This is a genomic window from Microbacterium sp. IEGM 1404, assembly GCF_030056775.1.
GTDB lineage: Bacteria > Actinomycetota > Actinomycetes > Actinomycetales > Microbacteriaceae > Microbacterium.
Genome location: NZ_JASHKP010000002.1, coordinates 931,470 through 951,064, shown reverse-complemented (window position 1 = coordinate 951,064; position 19,595 = coordinate 931,470). Strand labels below are relative to the sequence as shown.

The following is a 19,595-nucleotide window of genomic DNA, read 5'->3' as shown; positions in this document are numbered from 1 at the left end:
GGAAAGAACAGAGAGGTTCTGACATGACCGCCGTTCAGAAAGTCGCGATCGCCGGAGCCGGCGTCGCGGGCCTGGCATCCGCCATCTTCCTCGCCCGCGCGGGCGTCGAGGTCGACGTCTTCGACGCGCAACCGTCGCTGCCCACCCGGGGGTCGGGCATCACGCTGCAGGGGAACGCCCTGCGCGTGTTCGACGCGCTCGGGGTGTGGGACGAGATCGCCGCGGCCGGCAACGCGTTCGAGGGCCTGAACCTGCGCGCGCCGGGGCCCGGGGCCCCGATCGTCGCAGCGCTCCCCGATCTCAAGACGGGCGGTGCAGACTACCCCTCGGCCATGGGGCTGTCGCGACCCGACCTGGCCCGCATCCTCCTCGCCGCCGTGGAGGAGCACGGCGCCCGCGTGCACTTCGGCCGGCGGGTCACCGGTCTCACGCCGTCCGGCGACGCGGTCGACCTCGAGGTCGACGGTGCGCCGGCGGGAAGCTACGACCTGGTCATCGGCGCGGACGGCCTGCACTCGACGGTGCGCGAGCTCGTCGGCATCCACGTGTCTCCGGAGCGCAACGGCATGGGCATCTGGCGCACGTTCGTGTCGCTTCCCGAGGGGGTCGACCGCACCGAGCTGTATTACGGCGGTCCGGTGTACATCGCCGGGTACACGCCCACCGGTGCCGACACGATGTACGCGTTCCTGGTCGAGAAGGCCGAAGACCGCTCCGGCGCCTCCCCCGAGGAGGCTCGCCGGATCATGGTCGAGCAGTCGCGCGCGTACGACGGTCCGTGGAACTCCATCCGCGCCGACATCGAAGCCGGGGCGGATGCCAACTACACCTGGTTCACCCGACACCTCGTCGAGGCGCCCTGGAACCGCGGCCGCGTCGTCGTCATCGGCGACGCCGCGCACAGCTGCCCGCCGACCATCGCGCAGGGCGCCGCGCAGGGACTCGAGGACGCCGCGGTACTGACGGAACTCCTCATCGACAGGGATGCCGTCGACCAGGCGCTGTGGGACGCGTTCCACGAGCGTCGTGTGGCGCGGGCCGAGGCGATCGTCGACGCGTCGGCGCAGCTCGCCCAGTGGCAGCTCGACGGCGTCCGCGATGCGGACGCGAGCGGCCTGATGTTCCGCGTCGCGCAGATCACCTCGGTGCCCGCATGAGCGAGGTCGTCGACGTCCACGCCCACCTGCTCATGCCGGGCCTGCACGCCGAGGTCGAGCGGCGGGTGCCCGAGGAGGTGCAGGCCGCGGCCGATCTCGAGCTGCGCCGCAACGGGCTCGCGAGCCTACAGGCGTCGGGGCGCATGATCGGCGAGCGGTTCCCGCGCCTGACCTCCGTCGAGGCACGTCTGGCCGCGATGGACGCGCAGGGCGTCGACCGGCAGTGGGTCAGCCCGTCGCCGAACCACTTCTACCCGTGGGCGAACGAGGGTCTCGCGACGTGGACGACCGGCGAAGCCAACCGGCTCATCGCCGAGCACGTCGCCCAGGCTCCGGATCGTCTCGTGGGTCTCGGCACCGTGCCGCTGCAGCACCCGCAGCTCGTGGTCGACGCGCTCGACGACGCGGTGCTCGGGCGCGGGCTCGCGGGCGTGGAGATCTCCTCCTTCGCCGGCGACGTCGAGCTGAGCGACGACCGGTTGGAGCCGTTCTGGGCGCGCGCCGCGGAGCTGCGGGCGGTGGTGTTCCTGCACCCGTTCGGCTGCTCGCTCGACGAGCGCCTCGACCGGTTCTACCTCTCGAACACGGTCGGCCAGCCCACCGAGAACGCCGTCGCGCTCTCGCACCTCATCTTCGCGGGTGTGCTCGACCGGCATCCGGGCCTCCGTCTGGTGGCGGCGCACGGCGGCGGGTACCTGCCCACCGCGATCGGCCGCTCCGACCGCGCGTGGAAGGTGCGGCCCGAGGCGCACGGGTGCGCGCACGCGCCCTCGACCTACCTCGCGAAGCTGTGGTTCGACACGGTCGTGCACGACGAGCGCGCCCTGCGGTGGCTCGTCGAGGTCGCGGGAGCCGACCGGGTGCTCCTCGGCAGCGACTTCCCGTTCGACATGGGGCTCGACGACCCCGTCGGGTTCGTCCGCGGGGCCGGGCTCGCCGACGCCGAGGCGACGGCGATCCTCGGGGGCAACGCCGAGGCGCTGCTACGCACGCGGGTGCACGCGTGAGGATCGCGCGGTGGGTCGACGGCGCCGACATCGGCGAGGGGTTCGTCGACGGTGCGGCGGTGATCCCGTTCCCCGACGGGCTGCGTGTCGCCGAGGTGCTCGCGCAGGGGCTCGACCGGGCTTCGGCGCTGTTCGGACGACGTGACCTCGCGGCGGCGCGGCCCCTGGCCGACGTGCGTCTGCTCGCCCCGCTCGTGCCGGCGTCGATCCGTGACTTCGTCGCGTTCGAGGAGCACGTCGAGGGGGTGAGCGCGTCGGTCGACGGCAAGAGCGAGGTCGTGCCCGAGTGGTACGAGGCCCCGACCTTCTACTTCACCAACCCGCATACGGTCCGGGCGACCCGCGACGTCGTGGCGATCCCCGAGACGCAGCGGCTCGACGTCGAGCTCGAGCTGGCCGCGGTCATCGGCGGCATGCCCGGTTCGGACGGGGAGAACCTGGATGCCGCGAGCGCGGCCGCCCACATCTTCGGCTACACCGTGATGAACGACTGGTCGGCGCGTGACCTGCAGTCGCGCGAGATGAAGGTGCGGCTGGGCCCTGCCAAGGGCAAGGATTTCGCGATGACGCTCGGGCCGTGGATCGTCACGGCCGACGAGCTCGAGCCGTACCTCGACGCCGACGGTTTCCTCGCCGTGCGGGCGGAGCTGTTCATCAACGGCGAGCTCATCGGCGACGACCTCGTGGCGAACATGGGCTGGCCGTTCCCCGAGCTGGTGATGTACGCCGCGCGGAACTCCGTCGTCGTGCCGGGCGACGTGCTCGGGTCGGGCACGGTGGGCCACGGCGGATGCCTGGGCGAGCTGTGGGGGCGCCGCGGTGCGCTCGACCCGCGGCCTCTCGAACCCGGCGACGAGGTGCGCATGGTCATCGAGGGCGTCGGCGAGATCGTCAACGTCGTGGGAGAGCGGGTCGCCGCACCGCCCGTGCCGCGGGCGCGGGAGCGTTCGCGGGCGCGGTACCGCACCGATGTCGCGGGATCCCCGGCCGGGCGATGACCGATCTGCGTCTGCCGGGCATCGCCGATCACCTGTTCGTGGTGACGGGTGCCGGAGGCGGCCAGGGGGCGGAGGAAGCGCTGACGCTGACCTCGCTCGGAGCGGATGTCGTCGCGGTGGACCTGGCCGACGACGCCCCCGAGCTGCGCGAGCGCGCGGCGCCCTTGCGGGGATCGCTCGCCTACCGACGCCTCGACGTCGCCCGCGAGGAGGACTGGGCCGCACTCGCCGCGTCGCTCGACGGACGGCGCGTGCGGGGGCTGGTGAACAACGCCGGCATCACGCACCGCGCGCGCATCGGAGAGCTCGCCCGCGCCGACTGGGACCGCGTGTTCGCCGTCAACGTCACCGGCGCGATGCTCGGCATCCAAGCGCTCCTCCCGCTCATGGATGCCGGCTCCTCGATCGTCAACATCGGCTCGGTCGCGGGACTCACGGGGCATTACACGGCCGCGTACACCGCGAGCAAGTGGGCGTTGCGCGGGCTTACGCACGCGAGCGTCACGGAGCTCGGGCCCCGCGGCATCCGGGTGAATCTGGTGCATCCGGGCTTCATCCGCACTCCGATGACGGCGTCGGCGCCGCCCGCGTTCGCCGAGGCGAGCACCGCGATCATTCCGCTGCACCGTGTCGGCGAGGCGGTCGAGGTCGCCGAGATCGTCGCCTTCCTGCTCTCGGATGCCGCGGCGTTCCTCACGGGAGCGGAGATCGGTGTCGACGGCGGGCAGGCCCTGTCGGGGGCGGCGTCGGTGCTCTCCGACGCCCTCCGCTAATGTTGAAAATCGACATAAGTCGGGTATGATGGCTCCGACGTCGGGGCCCCGCGGGTCCGTTCGCCCGGTGAGGGAGCCGGAGCGGCACATACGGTCGCGTCGATCGCCCGGTCGTACGGGCGCCCCACGTATGACTCTCTCCCCCGCGCGCGTGCGCATCCTCGTCGTCGCGCTTCTCGCGGTGTCGTTCCTCGGCGCCCTCGACCACACGGTGGTCTCCACCTCGCTCGCCACGATCGCCGGTGACCTCGGCGCGCTCGAGCACATGAGCTGGATCATGGTCGGCTACACCCTCGCCGCCACCGTGATGCTGCCCGTGCTCGGCAAGCTCGGCGACGTCGTCGGGCCGCGCAGCGTCTTCCTCGTGTCGCTCGGCCTGTTCCTCGTCGCCTCGCTCGCGTGCGGCTTCGCCCCCGACCTCGGCTGGCTGATCGCCGCGCGCGTCGTCCAGGGCCTCGGCTCCGCGGGGCTCCAGCTGATGTCGCAGACGATCATCGCCCGCGTCACGAGCCCCCGCCAGCGTCCCCGCTACATGGCCGTGATCGGCACCGCCTTCCCGGTCGCGATCGTCGTCGGACCCGTCGTCGGCGGACTCATCACCGACTTCTGGGGCTGGTCGTGGGTGTTCTGGATCAACATCCCGGTGGGTCTCGCGGCCTTCGCGCTCGCCCTGGTCGCCGTGCCCCGTCTCCCCGGTGGCGCCCACCCCCGCTTCGACATCCCCGGCTCGATCGTCTTCACCGGCACGCTCGTCGCGCTCGTGCTCGCCGTGACCTGGATCGGCGACGACGCCCTGCGCCCGGCGGCGCTCGCGTGCACGGCGGCGGCGGTCGTCGGCATCCTGGCCCTCGTCGCCATCGAACGACGGGCGGTCGAGCCGATCCTGCCGCCCCGCATCCTGCGCAACCGCACGATCCTCGCCTGCCTCGGTCTCTCGCTCATCGTCGGCGCTGGCCTCTTCGCCGTCGTCGCGTACGTGCCGACGTACATCCAGATGGCCTATCGCACGACCGCGACCGTGTCGGGTCTCGTGCCGATCGCGACCGTGCTCGGCATGCTCGTCAGCAACCTGCTCACCGGGTGGTTGGTCAGCCGCTCGGGCCGCTACCGCTTCTACCCCGTCTTCGGCACGGTGCTCGGGGCCGCGGGACTGGCGACCATGGCCGCGCTCCCGGCGGGGGCGCCGCTGTGGGTGCCCATGGTCGTGATGGCCGCGGTCGGCATCGGCACCGGCTCGTTCACGAACCTCATCTTCGCCGTCGTGCAGAGCGCGGCCGCCCGCTCCGACCTCGGAGCCGTCACCGCCACCACCAACCTCGTGCGCCAGGTGGGGTCGGCCGTCGGCACGGCGATCGTCGGCGGCGTGGTCGGCTTCGGTGTCGCCGCGTCCCTCCCGGTCGGTCTGGATGCCGACACCCTCACTCCCGCGGTGGTCCGCGCCGCGTCCCCCGAGGTTCAGGACGCCGTCGCCGTGATCTACCATGACACCTTCGCTCCGGTGTTCGCCGGTCTCGCGCTCGTCTACGCCTGCGGCATCGTCTTCGCACTGCTGCTCCCCGGCGGGCGCCTGTCCGACGAGGCGCCCGCACCCCTCGATGCCGTGACCGACGCCGAACGCCAGCCCGTCTGATCTCTCAGCCCGCCTGATCTCGAAGGAGAGACCATGTCCGACACCCCCACGATCGCCGTCGTCGGCAGCGGACCCATCGGCGCCGCCTACGCGCGGGTGCTGCTGGAGTCGCTTCCGCAGGCGCGCGTGATCATGTTCGAAGCCGGACCGCAGGTCACCGAGCGCCCGGGGGAGAGCGTGCGCAACATCGCCGACCCCGACGAGAAGGCCCGCGCCCGCGAGAGGTCGCAGGGGCCGCAGGCGGGGGAGTTCCGCGACTCGCTCGGCATCCCGTCCGGCACGATCGTGGAGGGCATGTTCACGGCGCGCCAGGGGACGCACCTGCTGGACTTCGGCGGCGAAGGGTCGGCGCACGCCCCGAGCTTCCCGGCGGCGGCCGCCGCCACCAACGTCGGGGGTCAGGGCGCCCACTGGACCTGCGCGATCCCGCGTCCGGCGTTCAGCGAGAAGCTGGACTTCATCCCCGACGACGAGTGGGAAGACCTCATCTCGACCGCCGAGGACCTGCTGCACAAGCAGAGCGCGGCGTTCTCGGACTCGCCCGTGGGCGCCGCGATCCGTACGCTCCTCGACCGCGAGTTCGGGGCCGAGCTCCCCGAGGGCTACGGCGTGAGCACGCTGCCGGTCGCCGGCGATCCGCAGCCCGACGGCACGATGCGGTGGGCCGGGACCGATACGGTCCTGGGGCCGCTCATCGAGCCGGGCACCGACACCGCGGGGCGGTTCGAGCTGCGCGACCTCTCGCTCGTGCGGCGCATCGAGCACGACGATGCGCGCGTGCGGGGCGTCGTGGTGGAGGACCTGCGCACGCACGAGGAGGCGTTCGTCCCGGCGGATGCCGTCGTCGTCGCCGCCGACGCGTTCCGCTCGCCGCAGCTGCTGTGGGCTTCCGGCATCCGTCCGGCTCCCCTCGGCCGCTACCTCACGGAGCACCACGTCGTCATCGGCACCGTCGTGCTCGACGGTGAGCGGATGAGCGAGCTCGTGTCCGACGCCGAGCTGCAGGCCGAGCTCGACCGGCGCGCGCTGAACCCCGCCGACCCGGTCGCGGCAGTCAACCGCATCCCGTTCTCCGAGCCCGACCACCCGTATTCGGCGCAGATCATGTACGCCGAGACCCCGCCGTTCCCGCTCGACCCCGCGCACCCCGCCGCGGGGAACCGCTGGGGGTACATCAACATGGGCTTCGGCGTGCGGAAGTTCCCGCGCGTCGAGGACGGCGCGACCTTCAGCGACGACGAGCTCGACTACCGCGGGCTGCCGAACTTCACGATCGAGTACGCGTTGACCGAGCGGGAGGATGCCGAGATCGCCGAGGCGACCGAGCGGCTGCGGCGCGCGGGCGCGGCGCTCGGCTCGTTCACCGCCGAGCCGCGGCTGTTGCCGAACGGCTCGAGCCTCCACTTCATGGGGACGATGCGCGCCGGCACCGAGCCCGCAACCTCGGTCGCCGACCCGTACTCCCACGTGTGGGGGTTCGAGAACCTGTTCGTCGGCGGCAACGGCCTCATCCCCACGGCGAACACGATGAACCCGACGCTCACGAGCGTCGCGATCGCCGTCCGCGGTGCCCGTCGCCTGGCGGAGGAGCTCGCCTGAACGCGTGAGTCGCCAGGATTTGTCGCTTCTCTGCCAGCCGAGGCGACAAATCCTGGCGACTCACGCGCGGGGATAATGGGGCGGGTGGAGGCCTGGGAGACGCGCGAGTGGTTCCAGGAGTTCCTCGACGCGCTGAACCGCCACGACGCGGAGGCGCTGCGGGAGTTCCTCGCCCCCGACGTGCGCCGCGCGCACCTCCCCGCCGGGGCGGATGCGTGGCTCGACGAATACGCCGACCTGGTGCGCGGCTTCCCGGATTGGCAGTGGCGCCGCATCCAGATCGTCGTCGAGGAGGATCGCCTCGCCGTCCACCTGCGGGGGAGCGGCGCGCACACCGGGATCTTCCGGCACGTGTCGGCGACGCGTCGCCGCGTCAGCATCGCCTCGTTCGCGATGTACCGGCTCGCGCGCGGGCGCATCGTCGAGGCATCCGGAACCGACGACGCCGAGGCGATCCTCGCCGCAGTGCTCTGACCGTCCTCCTGTCAAGCGGCTGGAGCGCCTTTCGGGCATGTGTACTTTCGGAGGGGGACCCTGCCGGGGCGGAAGGAAGCGCGCATGACTGGTGACGATCGACCCGGTGCGGGTGTCGTGTGGGCGCGGGTGGAGGACGGATTCCACGTCGCCAGTGCGAGCGGGGTCTTCCTCGGGTACATCGACCGCGAAGCTGACGGCAGCTATCTGGCCTACAACGGACGCTCGCGTCTCGTCGGCCGCTTCCCCGGACTGGTCGCCGGGATGGCGGCCGTCGCCCAAGCGCACGCGGATGCCACGAACGCCGTGCCCGAGATCGAGTTGCGCCAGGTCCCCGACGTCTTCCCCGGGTCGGTGATGCAGTGATGACGGACGACCTGTTCTCGCTGACCTACTCGAGCAGCGCCGTCGCCCCGTTCGGTGACGACGAGCTCGCCCGGCTGCTGGAGTCCAGCCGCGTCGCCAACGTCGGCACCGACCTGTCGGGTCTGCTGCTCTACCGCAGCGGCCGATTCCTGCAGGTGCTCGAGGGTCCCGAATCGGCGGTCCGGGATGCCATCGACCGCATCCGTCGTGACCCCCGTCACCGCGACGTGCGGATCCTGGTGTCCGAGCCCGTCGAGGAACGCCGGTTCCCCGACTGGACGATGGGCTACGAACCGCTCGGAACGTCGGCGTCGGCACCGCCGGAGGGGTTCCGCGACAGCTTCGACGACCTGGACTCCGGGGATGCCACGGTGACCGCGCGGGCGCTCGCCGAGCTGACGCTGTGGTTCCGGGTGCGGTCGGGCCGGCGCGCGGCCTAGGGGTTCCTCCGCGACCTCACCCGAGCCGGGCCGCAGCCGCGTCGAGGCGGGTCTGCATGAGCCGAACGCTTCGCGCGTCGGCACCGTGATGCTCGGCGGACCGCGGCAGGGCACCCAGAAGGGGGACGAGCGCGGCGAGGTGAGTTCGAGCCTCGGCGGCGCTCAGCCCGAACATGGAGAGGGCCTCCTTCGTGAGGAAGGCGCTGACGTCCAGGGTCGTGGTGCCGAACAAAGCGAGCTCATGATCATCTCCGTGGCCGAGGGGTTCGGGGTTCACGTCGAATGCGGGTGAGAGCGCCCAACCGCCCCCTCGACGGAGGAAGCCGTGGTTGCGCAGGTGATCGTCGAGGTTGCCGACCAGGACGCCGAAGATCGCGCGCCGCCACAACTGCCGGACGTCCGCGCCGTGGGCGCGCGCGAAATCGGTGAGGTCGAGCCAATCACCCCCGTCGCCGTCCTGGGCCTCGAGCGCCGTCATCGCCGAGATGTAGGGGATCCGGGTCCCGCCGGCCCCCCGATCGAACCGACGCAGGAACAGGATCGTCCGGACGGTGCCCTCCACAGTGATCTGTTTCGTTCTCCGAGCGGGAACGTCGATCCCCCAGCGGCCCATCGCGTCGAGCATGGATGCCTCCCAAGCCATGACATTCCAGTCATCGCCGCGAGGTTTGGGGAACTTCGCGAGCCACAACTCGTCGCCGAGTCGGACATTGGCCTTGGGCCGTGCCCCGCCCAGGGAGCCGGTCGCCCGGAACAGGCGCCGCAGTGCGACCTCGTCGATGTCCGGATCGTCGCGTTCGATCTGGTCGGCAACCTGGATGATGTCGGAGAGGTCCGCCTCGGCGGGCACCCCGTCGCCGTCGGCGACGGCCGTCCCGTCGCGCCAGAAGCGTGTCGCGCCCTGGCGTCCCTCGTCGTTCACTCCCAGCATGAGTGTGAGGTCGTCGAGGCGCCGGCCCGCGGCTCGATTCTGCACCTTTCGTCCCCAGGTGTCGGGTGCGGAGTCGCTGAACGGGTTCGGCGGCCCGAGGCTCTGCGGGCCCGGGAACAGCCCGAGAGCGGGAACGAGAGCGAAGGCGTCGCGGCGGCGCAGGTAGTCGGTGTCGTAGACGAACGTCCCCGACGTGCGTGCCCGGTACAGGGTCCCGGCGACGACCTCTTCCCGTCCGAGCGTCGTCGTCACCGTGTAGCTGTCAGGCATCGCCGCGGACTCGCACCCGTTGCGGCAGCTTCTCGTCGGCCATCAGCCGTCCGCGCGGAGTCTGGAAGGGATCGGTCGCGGTGACGACGGCATCCAGCAGGCCGAGGACGCGCAGCACGCGCAAGGCGATCTCGAGCGTCGTGCCCTCGCCGTTCTCGAGCTTGCTGATCGTCTGAGGGCTGACCCCTGCCCGCTCGGCGACCATCTTGGCCGTGAGATTCATCAGTTTCCGTTGATCGGCCACGTTCTGTCCGATCGTTCGCAGGCCGCGTGTGACCGGGGTCGGAGTCGGAGTAGACATGAACTGATGTTAGTTCGATGCTTGCAGATCCAAAAGGCTTTAAGAATTGTCATTGCAGACCGTAAACGGCGTCGGTGTGCGGTGCCACTGAGGCAGTCCGCTCCGCCGCCGGATCTCAGTCCCCGCCGTTCTCGCGGAAGGGCACGTGCCGCGCCTGCATCCCGTTCGCGTCGAGGACATGGCCCGCGCGCTTGTAGACCCGGGGGACGACCCACACGTCCGTGAACGACAGCTGGGGGTAGACCTTGGCCACGCGCTGTTCCAGGTCGTCGAGGTCGGCCAGGTCCCGCAGCCAGAGGGAGATCGCGAGGTTCGCCGGTCCGGTGACCGAAGCGATGAGGCGCGATTCCGGCAGGAGCCGGAAGGACGTGGCGATCTGCTCGAGATTCTCCTGGGGAGCGCGCACCCACAGCATCACCGCGCATTCGTAACCGAGCGCGCGGTGGGCGACGTCGATGCGCCAATGCGCCCAGTCCGCGCCCAGCAGCGTCGTGACCCGTCGGGACACCGCCGCCAGTGAGCCGCCGGTGCGTTCCCGGATCTGGGCGAGTGGACGGCGGACGTCCTCGGCCAGCGCTTCGAGCACGCTCCATTCCTCCGGGGTCGGCTCCGCCGCGAGGTCGGACGCGGGCTGTGGTCGTCGGGCGACGATCGCCGCGGTCTGCGCGTCGGTGAGCACACCGAGGCGCCACTGCCCGCCTTCTTGGAAGACCCGTCGGACATAGTGCGCGCGCGTGGTCGCGACACCGGGCACGGTGGCGATGCGCGTGCGCACGCACTGATCGATCTCCGCGAGGGAGGCCGCTCCGACGGTGACGTAGACCTGCCGGTCGCCCGAGGTGCCGTGCACGCTGAAGACCTCGGGGATCACCGCGAGGGCGTCGACGGTCTCGTCGAGCCCGGCCGGGTGGCAGAGCACCTCGACGAACGCGAGGGGCTGCCGCCTCCGTCGCTCGAGCGGCATGTAGAAGCAGCTCGACCACACCGCTCCGCAGTCGGCCAGGCGGCTCCAGCGGCGCGACAGCGTGCTCGCATCCGACGACAGGATTCCCGACAGCTCGGCCCACGAGGCGCGCGGGTGCAGCTGGAGCGCGTTAACAATGCGGTAATCCAGCGCGTCGAGCTCGGGGATATCCATGCGCTCGGTTCCTTCCGATCGAACGATTCGTGCGGTCTTGGTCGATGGGGTCACCGATTCGCGCGGATGCCGCATCATGGACGAAAGTATCCCGAAAACTAATTCTTGTATCCAATTTGGAGGAATCGTGGCGCGATCGCATCGTCTTCTCGCATCCACCCTGGCCGTGGTGGGCGTGCTCGCGACCGCCGGCTGCGCGGCCGGCGGGGAGGTGAACGGTGGCGGCAGCGACGTGGATACCATCCGCACCACGTTGCTCACCGATCCGAGCACCTTCGACCCGGCGCTCTCGCGCGCCACCGACGACTACACGACGGCGCGGCTGCTCTACGACACCCTCCTGCGCCGCGACGACGGCAACGTGCTCGTGGGCGGGCTCGCGAGCTCGTGGGAGGCCGTCGACGCGAGCAACTACGTCTTCACGCTGCGCGATGACGCGACCTGCTCCGACGGATCGCCCCTCACCCCCGATGCGGTCGCCGCGTCCCTCGCGCGATTCCTGGACCCCGAGACGGGTTCGTCGGCGCGCAGCCTGGCCATCGGCGCCGGGACGGCGACGGTCACCGCGGATGACACGGCCGGTACGGTGACGGTGTCGCTATCCGAGCCCTGGTCGGACCTCCCCGTGGGGGTCAGCCTGCCGCAGGCCGGCATCGTGTGCGCTCCCGGCCTGGCGGATCTCGACGGACTCGCGGCGGGGACGGTCGCCGGAGCGACCACAGGCCCGTACACCCTCGCCGCGGCGCAGCCCGCGGTGTCGTACACCTTCGCGTTGCGCGAGGGCTACAACCAGTGGCCGGAGTTCGCGACGCCTCTCGAGGGCCGCCCGGCCGGCACGGTCGTGCTCACGCCCATCGCGGACGACGCCACCGTGGCCACGCAGCTCATGGCGGGAGCGCTCGACCTCGCACCGGTCTTCGGTGACGCCGTGGACCGCATGGAGGGCGCGAGCGGATTCCGTTCGGTCACGTACACCAACTCCACGAGCTACCTCGTCTTCAACGAGCGCCCCGGCACGATCTTCGCCGACAACCGCGATCTGCGCCTCGCCGTGGCCCGTGCCATCGACCCCAGCGCGGTCAACGACGTCGTGACGAACGGACGCGGCGAGGTGCTGCACACGCTTGCCTCGAACGCCCTGGCCTGTGTCGTCGACGACCCGGCGGACGCGATCGTGTACGACGCGGATGCCACGGGCACACTGTCGGGCGTCACCATCCGCCTCATCGGGACCACCGGGTTCGGCGCGGCCAACGACTACATCGCCGAGGTTCTGCGCGCGCAGGGGGCGACGGTCGAGGTGAACGCGCTGGACAACGCCACCTGGTCCTCCACCACCGGTGCGGGCGGGTCGGATTGGGACATGACGCTGCAGGGCGACGTGAACATCATGGGCACGCTGCCCTCGTCGCTGCTGCGGGCGATGGGTCCGGTGACGGAGGAGGGCGGCCGCTCGAAGACGGGCGCGGCGAATGACGCGGGCTACGCGGCCCTGCTGCGGGCGATGAGCGCCACCGACGACACCGAGAAGTGCGCCGCGCTGGGCGAGGCGCAGGAGAGCATCCTCCAGCGCGTCGACGCCGTACCGCTGGTGAGCACGCCCGGGATCGTCTTCATGGCCGATGGATTCAGCATCCGCGCCTTCGGTGACTACCTCGACGTGTCGACGATGCGCATCACCAAGTGACGGCGGGGGAGGACACCGTGGCACAGCTCGCGCACGCTCGGCCGGCCACAGCGCCGTCGCCACGTCGGACCGCGACCTCACCCTGGATCGGGTTCGCCGTACGCCGCGGGGCGGGCCTGGCGGCGACCATCGCTGTGCTGGTCGTGGTGTCCTTCCTCATCGTCCAGCTCATCCCCGGCGACCCCGCCGTGGCACTGGCCGGTCCCGACGCGACGACCGCGCAGATCGAGGCGCTCCGCTCGCGGCTGCGACTCGACCTGCCGGTGTGGGAGCAGTTCGCCGTATACGTCGGCGGACTCCTCCAGGGCGATCTCGGACAGTCGTTCATGTACGGGCGCCCGGTCGCGGAGCTGATCGCCGCGCGCCTCCCCTTCACCGCGGCGATAGCGCTGTCGAGCATCGTCCTCGTGCTGCTCGTCTCGATCCCCCTCGGTCTGACGATCGGTGTGCTCACCCGGGGTGGACGACGTTCCTGGCTCGACACGGGCTTCGGTGCGGTCACGGGTCTGCTCGACTCGCTCCCCGGCTATATTTTAGCGACGCTCCTGGTCGTGCTCCTCGGCACCGGGGTGGGTGTCCTGTGGCTTCTCCCGCCGGCATACCTCGCCTCGGCCCCGGTCGCCTCGCTCGTCCTCCCCGTGCTCGCCCTCTCGGTCGGGCCGATCTGCATGGTGTCGCGTCTCGTGCGCCGGGAGACGGCGGTGGCGCTGGCCGAGGACTACATGCGCACCGCGCGCGGCTGGCGTCTGGGCACCGCCGCGCTGTACCTCCGCAACGCGCTCCCGAACCTGCTCACCTCGACCCTGACCCTGAGCGGCCTGATCCTGGGCGGCATGCTCGGGGGCGCCCTCGTCATCGAGAGCGTCTTCGCGCTTCCGGGCCTCGGTACCGGCATCATCCAGGCCATCCTGAACCGCGACTTCCCCGTCATCCAGGGGATGGTGCTCGTCATCGGCCTCGTCGCCGCTCTGGTCAACCTGCTCGTCGACGTCCTGCTCGGCATCGTCGACCCGCGCACCCTCGGAGGACGTCATGCAGATTCCTGACCCTGTCGCATCCACGCCGCGCAGCGCCCCCGGGCGACGTGCCGGCAGCGCCGGACTCCTCGCCGGGCTCGTGCTCGCCACGATTCTGCTGATCATCGCCGTGGTCGCTCCCCTCGTTCTCCAGAGCCAAGCCGATGCCCTGGGTGCGCGGTCGCAGCCACCGAGCCCCGAGCACTGGCTGGGGACGGATGCCGTGGGGCACGACATGTTCGCCCGAAGCCTGGTGGCGACCCGTCTCACGCTGCTGATGACCGCGGGGGCCACCCTCATCGCCGTCGTCGGGGGCGTGGTGTTCGGCGGAGTCGTGCAGCTCCTGCCCGGACGGCCGCGGGAGCTCGCCCTGCGCGCGATCGACAGCCTCGTCGCCTTCCCGGGCCTTCTGCTCGCTCTCGTCGTCGCCGCGATCCTCGGTGCGAGCGCCCCCTCGGCCGTCGTCGCGATCGGGGTCTCCGGCATCCCGTACTTCGCCCGGCTCGCCGCCAACCTCGCCGGATCCGTCCTGCATCGCGACTACGTCGAGACCGCCCGGCTGCTCGGTGCACCGCCGCTCGCCGTCCTGCGCCGACACGTCCTGCCGAACATCGCGGAGCCGATCCTGGTGCTGACGGCCTCCACCTTCGCCGCGTCGTTGACGGCCATCTCCGCGTTGTCCTTCGTCGGGCTCGGCGTCCAATCGCCCGCCTACGACTACGGCAAGCTTCTGAACGAGGCGCTTCCCTCGCTCCTGGCGGGTCGCGCGTACCAGGTGGTCGGTCCCGCGGCGCTCATCGTGCTCGCCGGTGTCGCGGCCATGCTCATCGGCGACGGCCTCGCCGCTCGCGCGGATCCGCGCCGATCCGTGCCGCGTCGTGTCCGTCCCGTGCGGCCGACCGAGCTGCACGCGCCCGGCGACGCGCTGTTGCACGCCGAGAACGTCGTGGTCTCGCGCGCGGACGGCGTCGCGCTGGTCAAGGGCGTCTCGTTCAGCATCGGGCGAGGCGAGATGCTCGGCATCGTCGGGGAGTCGGGGTCGGGCAAGTCGCTCACCGCCCTGACCGTGGCCCGCCTCCTCCCCGACGGTCTGGAAGCGAGTGCCCGGCGGCTCACGCTGGGGGAGAAGGACCTGCTCCGGCGGCAGCCGCCCGCGGTCATGGCACGGGCGATCGCGCTGGTGTACCAGGATCCGGGAACGACCTTCAACCCGGCTCTGCGGATGGGCGCTCAACTGGGTCAGGTTCTTCGCGCCCACTTCGGCCGAAGCCGCTCGCAGGCCGACTCCGCCGTGAGGGAAGCCCTGGAGGCGGTGCGGGTCTCCGACGCGCCGCGGCGCATGCGCCAACGTCCTCATGAGTGGTCCGGGGGGATGCGGCAGCGGGCGATGCTCTCGTCCGCCCTCACCGTCACGCCCGAACTGATCATCGCCGACGAGCCGACGACGGCCCTCGATGTGACCGTTCAGCGCGAGATCCTGCGGGAGCTCCGCCGGGTGAGCATCGAGAACGGGTGCGCACTGCTGTTCATCTCCCATGACATCGCCGTGGTGCGCGCCCTCTGCCACCGCGTGCTCGTGATGAAAGACGGCGAGATCGTCGAGGAGCTGTCGGCCGGACATCTCGACCTGGAGCACGCCCGCCACCCCTACACGCGAAGCCTGCTCGAGGCCGACCCTGCGTTCGATGTCGCCCGCCCGGAGGTGTCCGCATGACGGATGTCGGCTCCATCGTCCGCGCGCGGGACCTGCGCGTCTCGTTCGGTCGTACCGAAGTGCTGCACGGCGTCGATCTCGACGTTGCACCCGGCTCCGCCGTCGGTCTCGTCGGCGAGTCCGGCTCGGGCAAATCGACGCTCGCCAAAGTGCTCGTCGGCTCCGTCGCCCCCACGTCGGGTGTCGTGGAGGTGGCGGGCATCGATGTCGGCGCGGCCGATCGCGCGAGCCGCCGGAGGCTGCACCGGAGCGTCCAGCTGATTCCGCAGGACCCGTACTCGTCGCTGAATCCCCGCCGGACCATTGGCCAGGCCCTCGCCGAGGCGATCGACCCCGTCCGCCCGTCGGTGCGAGGTTCGCGCGCACGGATCGACGAACTGCTGGATCGCGTGCGCATCCCGCGCGACGCCGTCGGGCGTCACCCCCACGAGTTCTCCGGGGGTCAGCGTCAGCGCATCGCCATCGCGCGCGGCCTCGCCGTGGAGCCGCGCGTCCTCGTCGCGGACGAGGTCACGTCGGCACTGGACGTCTCGGTGCAGGCCGAGGTGCTGCGCCTGCTCGCGGAACTCCGACGCGACCTGGGGCTGACGATGCTGTTCATCTCCCACAACCTCGCGGTGGTCAACGTCGTGTGCGACGAGGTCGCGGTCATGCGCGCCGGCGACGTCGTCGAGAGCGGGCCCGTCCGCGAAGTCTTCGCGGCACCGCGGCATCCCTATACCCGCGAGCTGCTGGCATCCGTCCCCGGTTCCCCCGACTTCACGCTCGAGACCGCCCTCGAAAGGATCCACTGATGACGATCTCCTCCGTCTCCCTCCGCCTGACCGGTGCCCGGCTGATCGACGGCACCGGTGCGGGCCCGGTGCCCGACGCCGAGTTGCACGTCGACGAGGACGGACGCATCCTCTTCGCGGGCCCCGCCGCCCACGCGCCCGTCGTTGCGGCGACGGTCACGCGCGACCTCGGGGGACGCACGCTCCTGCCCGGCTTCATCGATGCGCACGTGCACCTCGGCTTCGACGCCGGCAACGGCCCCTTCCACGACCTCACCACCGACCCGGTGCAGGTGGTGTTCGAGACCGGGCGGCGACTCGAGCAGACCCTCCACGCGGGGGTGACCACGGCACGCGACCTCGCCGGGCTGACCCTGGGCCACAAGGCCGCGGTCGAGCAGGGGCTCGTGGCGGGGCCGCGCCTGCACACGGCCGTCCGCATCATGAGTCACACGGGAGGGCACTCCGACTTCCACCTTCCCGGCGGTCACGTGAAGTACCACGTCTCCGCGGCCGACGAGATCGCCGACACCGTCGACGAGGTGCGGACGGCCACCCGCCGACTGCTGCGCGACGGTGCGGACGTCATCAAGGTCTGCACGACGGGCGGGATGTCCAGTCCTCACGACCAGCCGACCGACGAGGGGATCACGGCGGACGAGATCCGCGCCATCCGCGACGAGGTCGACCGTCATGGCGGTCGGCCCATCGCCGCGCACGCGCAGGGAACCGCCGGCATCCTCGCGGCGCTGCGCGGCGGCGTCGACAGCGTCGAGCACGCCTACGGCATCGACGACGAGGGGATCGACCTGGCCGGTGAGAACGGCACGTTCCTCGTGCCGACGCTCTCGACCGTCTTCACGCCGCTCGTGAAGGAGCGCATGCGGCCGTTCCACTACGAGAAGAAGGTGCGCTGGGTCGAGATCACGCGCGTGAACATCGCCCGCGCCATCGAGCGGGGGGCGCGCTTCGCCATGGGCACCGACTCGGGGATCTGCGCGCACGGGCGCAACCTCGCCGAGCTCTCGCACCTCGTCGAGCTCGGGATGTCGCCGATGGACGCGTTGCGCGCGGGCACGGCGCACGCGGCCGAGCTCCTTCGCGTCGACGACCGACTGGGCACGCTCGAAGCCGGCAAGATCGCCGACTTCGTCGTCGCCGACGTCGACCCGCTGGCGGACATGTCCGCACTGGGCTCCCCCGAGAACGTGGTCGTCGTGGCCAAGGCGGGCCGGATCGTCAAGGATCTCCTCGTTTCCGAGCGCGTGCCGGTCGGGGCCTGACGGCCCGCTCGCGCCGCGGCCGTTTCAGAGGCCGAGCGCCTGGAGCTCGGCATCCATCCGCTCGGCGATCCGGGCGTAGCCGACGTCGTCGGGGTGGAGTCCGTCGCCGGCCATCCAGCTGTCCGCGTCGTCGGCGTAGTGCCCGTCGAGCCAGTGGCTCGCCCCGGGGATGTGGTCAGCGCCGATCCGCTCGGCCGCGTCGCGCACCCACCCGATGATGACGTCGACGGATGCCGGCCGGTCGGCGGTGTACCAGAACGGTTCGACCACGACGATGCGCGCGCCGGGAAGGCCCTGGCGCAGCCGGTCGAGGTCGCTGTCGATCGTCGCCCGGATCTCGGCGGCGGCGCCGTCGTAGCTGAAGTTGTCGTTGAGTCCCATGGTGACGAACACGATGTCGGGGTCGTCGCGGATGATCTGGGCGGGGATGTCATCGAGCCCCGGCCCCATGCTCGCGCGCCGGTTGACGAATCCCAGGCCGTTCTCGCTGCGGTTGATCTCGGTCCAGCCGCGCTCCGCGCAGATGATCGTGGACCAGCGCCTGTCGGACGAACTCGCGCCCGTGCCGCGGGTGTACGAGTCGCCGTAGAACGCGACGGTGGTCCCACCGGGCTCCGTCGTGGGCTCCGGCTGCGCGGACGGCCCGCACGCCGTGAGGCCGAGCGCGAGCAATGCACTGAGAAGGATGCCGAGCACGCGATGCATGTGGAGGGGCTGACGGGAATCGAACCCGCGCTGTCTGCTTGGGAATTCGGGAGCGTATCGCACGATGAGCGGTGCACGCGGCTCCGGCCCAGGTGACGTCTGCATCATGAGTTGTCTCCAGCGATCATCAGGTATCGGCCGTAGTGGCCATGCAGATGGCACGAATGGCACACGATCTGGCATGCCTCGCCCGCGAACTGGTGGCTGAGGCGTACGGAACCCGCGTTCGCGAGTAGTACAAGTATGGAAACGACACCGCGGGCACTCACGCCCGATTCGCTTGTGACTCTACTCACCGTCAACGACGTCTCGCAGATCCTGAACGGGCTCTCTGTCGTAACGATTCGTCGGTTGATCCGCGATCGAAAGATCGCAATCATCCGGATCGGAAGGTCCGTCCGGATCCATCCTGCTGACCTCGCCCAATACATCGAGCAGCAGCGGCGGGAGGCGCTGTGAAAGGCGCGGCCGACGGAAAGGCTTGGGAGGGGCGGCAGAAGGCTGCTCCGGCCAAGAAATCGCCGGGAGCAGGGGGCGGGGGGCAGCCTACCGAGGAGGAGCCCCCATCCCTTACCCGGAGAGGAACGCCGCGTCTGACGACGGAGGAGCGAGCGGCCATCAATCGGAAGAACCGGCAAACCCATGGGCTCTCGTATCACCCGCTCTACAACCACTGGAAGGACATGAGGCGGCGAGTCGGTTACCGCCGCGAGTATGTCGAGCATGAGATCGACATGGATCCGCGCTGGCACGACGTGACGATCTTCATCGAGGACATAGAGAACACGATCGGACCGCGTCCCCAGGGCCGAGGCTGGAGCATCGATCGGATCGATAACGACCGGGGCTATTACCACTGGAACTTGCGGTGGGCCACGCCGAAGATGCAGGCCAACAATCGCGGCCACGCATCCAAGGATTGCCTTCTGAGCACGGGCGAAGAGGCTCGCTTTCTTTCGTGCTGGGGGCGGCCCTGCGAACAGTGTCCCTGGGAGGAGTGGAAATAAACGCGGAAGGAATGGTCACGGTCGCTGAACACGTGATGGCGGTGCTGCGGAGTTTGGCCTAGCGCGCACGTACTGAGCGGCCCTACCCCCGGCGCGTACCTAGTTCGCCTTAGACGCCTCCGGACGCGTCGTTACACGTGAGTATGACCAGCTGATTTGCCGGTTTTCGGCGTGTCCGGAGGGGTTGCTACGTGCTCCAGCCGATGAGACATGTGTCGGCTGCGGGGGTGATACCTGAGAGAGAGCCATAGTCCCTCCGAGCCCTGAGCGTCCCGCCCGCGGGCTTCCGGGGTCCCGGCGCCGCGCTGCCGTAGTTCCCAGTGAGG

Annotated in this window: 20 protein-coding genes; 16 read left to right on the top strand and 4 right to left on the bottom strand. The window is 70.6% G+C overall.

Annotation, left to right across the window (positions count from 1 at the left end):
• Positions 1-23: 23 nt before the first annotated feature.
• The 9 genes from QM517_RS10140 (at position 24) to QM517_RS10100 (ending at position 8,444) form a co-directional block, all read left to right on the top strand.
• On the top strand, positions 24-1,157 hold the full coding sequence (locus tag QM517_RS10140) for an FAD-dependent monooxygenase (RefSeq protein ID WP_283287139.1): 1,134 nt from the start codon (positions 24-26) through the stop codon (positions 1,155-1,157).
• Positions 1,154-2,164, top strand: coding sequence for an amidohydrolase family protein (locus QM517_RS10135; RefSeq protein ID WP_077051224.1), 1,011 nt, complete (start codon positions 1,154-1,156; stop codon positions 2,162-2,164). Before QM517_RS10140 ends, QM517_RS10135 begins: the two co-directional genes overlap by 4 nt.
• The gene (locus QM517_RS10130; RefSeq protein ID WP_283287137.1) at positions 2,161-3,162 is read left to right on the top strand and encodes a fumarylacetoacetate hydrolase family protein; all 1,002 of its coding nucleotides are present in this window, start codon (positions 2,161-2,163) and stop codon (positions 3,160-3,162) included. The genes QM517_RS10135 and QM517_RS10130 overlap by 4 nt, the downstream gene beginning before the upstream one ends.
• A complete protein-coding gene (locus QM517_RS10125) occupies positions 3,159-3,935 on the top strand; it encodes an SDR family NAD(P)-dependent oxidoreductase (RefSeq protein ID WP_283287135.1) in 777 nt (258 codons plus the stop codon). Before QM517_RS10130 ends, QM517_RS10125 begins: the two co-directional genes overlap by 4 nt.
• A 130-nt stretch (positions 3,936-4,065) precedes the next feature.
• Complete coding sequence (locus tag QM517_RS10120; RefSeq protein WP_283287133.1) at positions 4,066-5,565, top strand: MDR family MFS transporter; 1,500 nt, start codon at positions 4,066-4,068, stop codon at positions 5,563-5,565.
• Between the two features lie 33 nt (positions 5,566-5,598).
• On the top strand, positions 5,599-7,164 hold the full coding sequence (locus QM517_RS10115) for a GMC oxidoreductase (RefSeq protein WP_283287131.1): 1,566 nt from the start codon (positions 5,599-5,601) through the stop codon (positions 7,162-7,164).
• Between the two features lie 84 nt (positions 7,165-7,248).
• On the top strand, positions 7,249-7,638 hold the full coding sequence (locus QM517_RS10110) for an ester cyclase (protein WP_283287129.1): 390 nt from the start codon (positions 7,249-7,251) through the stop codon (positions 7,636-7,638).
• Between the two features lie 84 nt (positions 7,639-7,722).
• Positions 7,723-8,004: a hypothetical protein gene (locus tag QM517_RS10105; RefSeq protein ID WP_283287127.1), complete on the top strand. Its 282-nt coding sequence runs from the start codon at positions 7,723-7,725 to the stop codon at positions 8,002-8,004.
• The gene (locus QM517_RS10100) at positions 8,004-8,444 is read left to right on the top strand and encodes a BLUF domain-containing protein (protein ID WP_283287126.1); all 441 of its coding nucleotides are present in this window, start codon (positions 8,004-8,006) and stop codon (positions 8,442-8,444) included. The genes QM517_RS10105 and QM517_RS10100 overlap by 1 nt, the downstream gene beginning before the upstream one ends.
• A gap of 16 nt (positions 8,445-8,460) precedes the next feature.
• Here the strand turns inward: QM517_RS10100 and QM517_RS10095 are convergent, their stop codons facing one another.
• The 3 genes from QM517_RS10095 to QM517_RS10085 all read right to left on the bottom strand — a co-directional run bounded on the left by QM517_RS10095 (position 8,461) and on the right by QM517_RS10085 (position 11,084).
• Positions 8,461-9,645: a type II toxin-antitoxin system HipA family toxin gene (locus tag QM517_RS10095; RefSeq protein WP_283287125.1), complete on the bottom strand. Its 1,185-nt coding sequence runs from the start codon at positions 9,643-9,645 to the stop codon at positions 8,461-8,463.
• Positions 9,638-9,946, bottom strand: a complete 309-nt coding sequence (locus QM517_RS10090) for a helix-turn-helix domain-containing protein (protein ID WP_283287124.1) — start codon at positions 9,944-9,946, stop codon at positions 9,638-9,640. Before QM517_RS10090 ends, QM517_RS10095 begins: the two co-directional genes overlap by 8 nt.
• A 115-nt stretch (positions 9,947-10,061) precedes the next feature.
• Positions 10,062-11,084 (bottom strand): Lrp/AsnC family transcriptional regulator, encoded by a 1,023-nt coding sequence (locus tag QM517_RS10085; RefSeq protein ID WP_283287122.1) that lies wholly within the window; start codon positions 11,082-11,084, stop codon positions 10,062-10,064.
• A 76-nt stretch (positions 11,085-11,160) separates the two neighbouring features.
• Here QM517_RS10085 and QM517_RS10080 point away from each other — a divergent pair, with 76 nt between their 5' ends.
• Genes QM517_RS10080 through QM517_RS10060 form a run of 5 tightly spaced genes read left to right on the top strand, consistent with a single transcriptional unit; the run spans position 11,161 to position 17,557 of the window.
• Positions 11,161-12,771, top strand: coding sequence for an ABC transporter substrate-binding protein (locus QM517_RS10080; protein WP_283287120.1), 1,611 nt, complete (start codon positions 11,161-11,163; stop codon positions 12,769-12,771).
• A gap of 17 nt (positions 12,772-12,788) precedes the next feature.
• Complete coding sequence (locus QM517_RS10075) at positions 12,789-13,817, top strand: ABC transporter permease (protein ID WP_283287118.1); 1,029 nt, start codon at positions 12,789-12,791, stop codon at positions 13,815-13,817.
• Complete coding sequence (locus QM517_RS10070) at positions 13,804-15,501, top strand: dipeptide/oligopeptide/nickel ABC transporter permease/ATP-binding protein (RefSeq protein WP_283287116.1); 1,698 nt, start codon at positions 13,804-13,806, stop codon at positions 15,499-15,501. Before QM517_RS10075 ends, QM517_RS10070 begins: the two co-directional genes overlap by 14 nt.
• Complete coding sequence (locus tag QM517_RS10065) at positions 15,498-16,295, top strand: ABC transporter ATP-binding protein (protein WP_283287114.1); 798 nt, start codon at positions 15,498-15,500, stop codon at positions 16,293-16,295. Before QM517_RS10070 ends, QM517_RS10065 begins: the two co-directional genes overlap by 4 nt.
• Positions 16,295-17,557: a metal-dependent hydrolase family protein gene (locus QM517_RS10060; protein ID WP_283287112.1), complete on the top strand. Its 1,263-nt coding sequence runs from the start codon at positions 16,295-16,297 to the stop codon at positions 17,555-17,557. Before QM517_RS10065 ends, QM517_RS10060 begins: the two co-directional genes overlap by 1 nt.
• 24 nt (positions 17,558-17,581) lie before the next feature.
• Here the strand turns inward: QM517_RS10060 and QM517_RS10055 are convergent, their stop codons facing one another.
• Positions 17,582-18,262 carry an SGNH/GDSL hydrolase family protein gene (locus QM517_RS10055; protein ID WP_283287111.1) on the bottom strand — a complete coding sequence of 227 codons (681 nt, stop codon included), beginning with the start codon at positions 18,260-18,262 and terminating at the stop codon, positions 17,582-17,584.
• 243 nt (positions 18,263-18,505) lie between these two features.
• Here QM517_RS10055 and QM517_RS10050 point away from each other — a divergent pair, with 243 nt between their 5' ends.
• Positions 18,506-18,721: a helix-turn-helix domain-containing protein gene (locus QM517_RS10050; RefSeq protein ID WP_283287110.1), complete on the top strand. Its 216-nt coding sequence runs from the start codon at positions 18,506-18,508 to the stop codon at positions 18,719-18,721.
• Positions 18,722-18,996: 275 nt separating this feature from the next.
• Positions 18,997-19,269 (top strand): hypothetical protein, encoded by a 273-nt coding sequence (locus QM517_RS10045; RefSeq protein WP_283287108.1) that lies wholly within the window; start codon positions 18,997-18,999, stop codon positions 19,267-19,269.
• Positions 19,270-19,595 lie beyond the last annotated feature (326 nt).

Bases quoted from the DNA above. Each gene is read 5' to 3' on its own strand.
- QM517_RS10055 (WP_283287111.1), bottom strand. From the start codon at position 18,262: ATGCATCGCGTGCTCGGCATCCTTCTCAGTGCATTGCTCGCGCTCGGC.
- QM517_RS10095 (WP_283287125.1), bottom strand. From the start codon at position 9,645: ATGCCTGACAGCTACACGGTGACGACGACGCTCGGACGGGAAGAGGTC.
- QM517_RS10140 (WP_283287139.1), top strand. From the start codon at position 24: ATGACCGCCGTTCAGAAAGTCGCGATCGCCGGAGCCGGCGTCGCGGGC.
- QM517_RS10070 (WP_283287116.1), top strand. From the start codon at position 13,804: ATGCAGATTCCTGACCCTGTCGCATCCACGCCGCGCAGCGCCCCCGGG.
- QM517_RS10100 (WP_283287126.1), top strand. From the start codon at position 8,004: ATGACGGACGACCTGTTCTCGCTGACCTACTCGAGCAGCGCCGTCGCC.
- QM517_RS10085 (WP_283287122.1), bottom strand. From the start codon at position 11,084: ATGGATATCCCCGAGCTCGACGCGCTGGATTACCGCATTGTTAACGCG.
- QM517_RS10125 (WP_283287135.1), top strand. From the start codon at position 3,159: ATGACCGATCTGCGTCTGCCGGGCATCGCCGATCACCTGTTCGTGGTG.
- QM517_RS10090 (WP_283287124.1), bottom strand. From the start codon at position 9,946: ATGTCTACTCCGACTCCGACCCCGGTCACACGCGGCCTGCGAACGATC.
- QM517_RS10065 (WP_283287114.1), top strand. From the start codon at position 15,498: ATGACGGATGTCGGCTCCATCGTCCGCGCGCGGGACCTGCGCGTCTCG.
- QM517_RS10080 (WP_283287120.1), top strand. From the start codon at position 11,161: ATGGACGAAAGTATCCCGAAAACTAATTCTTGTATCCAATTTGGAGGA.
- QM517_RS10105 (WP_283287127.1), top strand. From the start codon at position 7,723: ATGACTGGTGACGATCGACCCGGTGCGGGTGTCGTGTGGGCGCGGGTG.
- QM517_RS10045 (WP_283287108.1), top strand. From the start codon at position 18,997: ATGGATCCGCGCTGGCACGACGTGACGATCTTCATCGAGGACATAGAG.
- QM517_RS10120 (WP_283287133.1), top strand. From the start codon at position 4,066: ATGACTCTCTCCCCCGCGCGCGTGCGCATCCTCGTCGTCGCGCTTCTC.
- QM517_RS10115 (WP_283287131.1), top strand. From the start codon at position 5,599: ATGTCCGACACCCCCACGATCGCCGTCGTCGGCAGCGGACCCATCGGC.
- QM517_RS10060 (WP_283287112.1), top strand. From the start codon at position 16,295: ATGACGATCTCCTCCGTCTCCCTCCGCCTGACCGGTGCCCGGCTGATC.
- QM517_RS10050 (WP_283287110.1), top strand. From the start codon at position 18,506: ATGGAAACGACACCGCGGGCACTCACGCCCGATTCGCTTGTGACTCTA.
- QM517_RS10135 (WP_077051224.1), top strand. From the start codon at position 1,154: ATGAGCGAGGTCGTCGACGTCCACGCCCACCTGCTCATGCCGGGCCTG.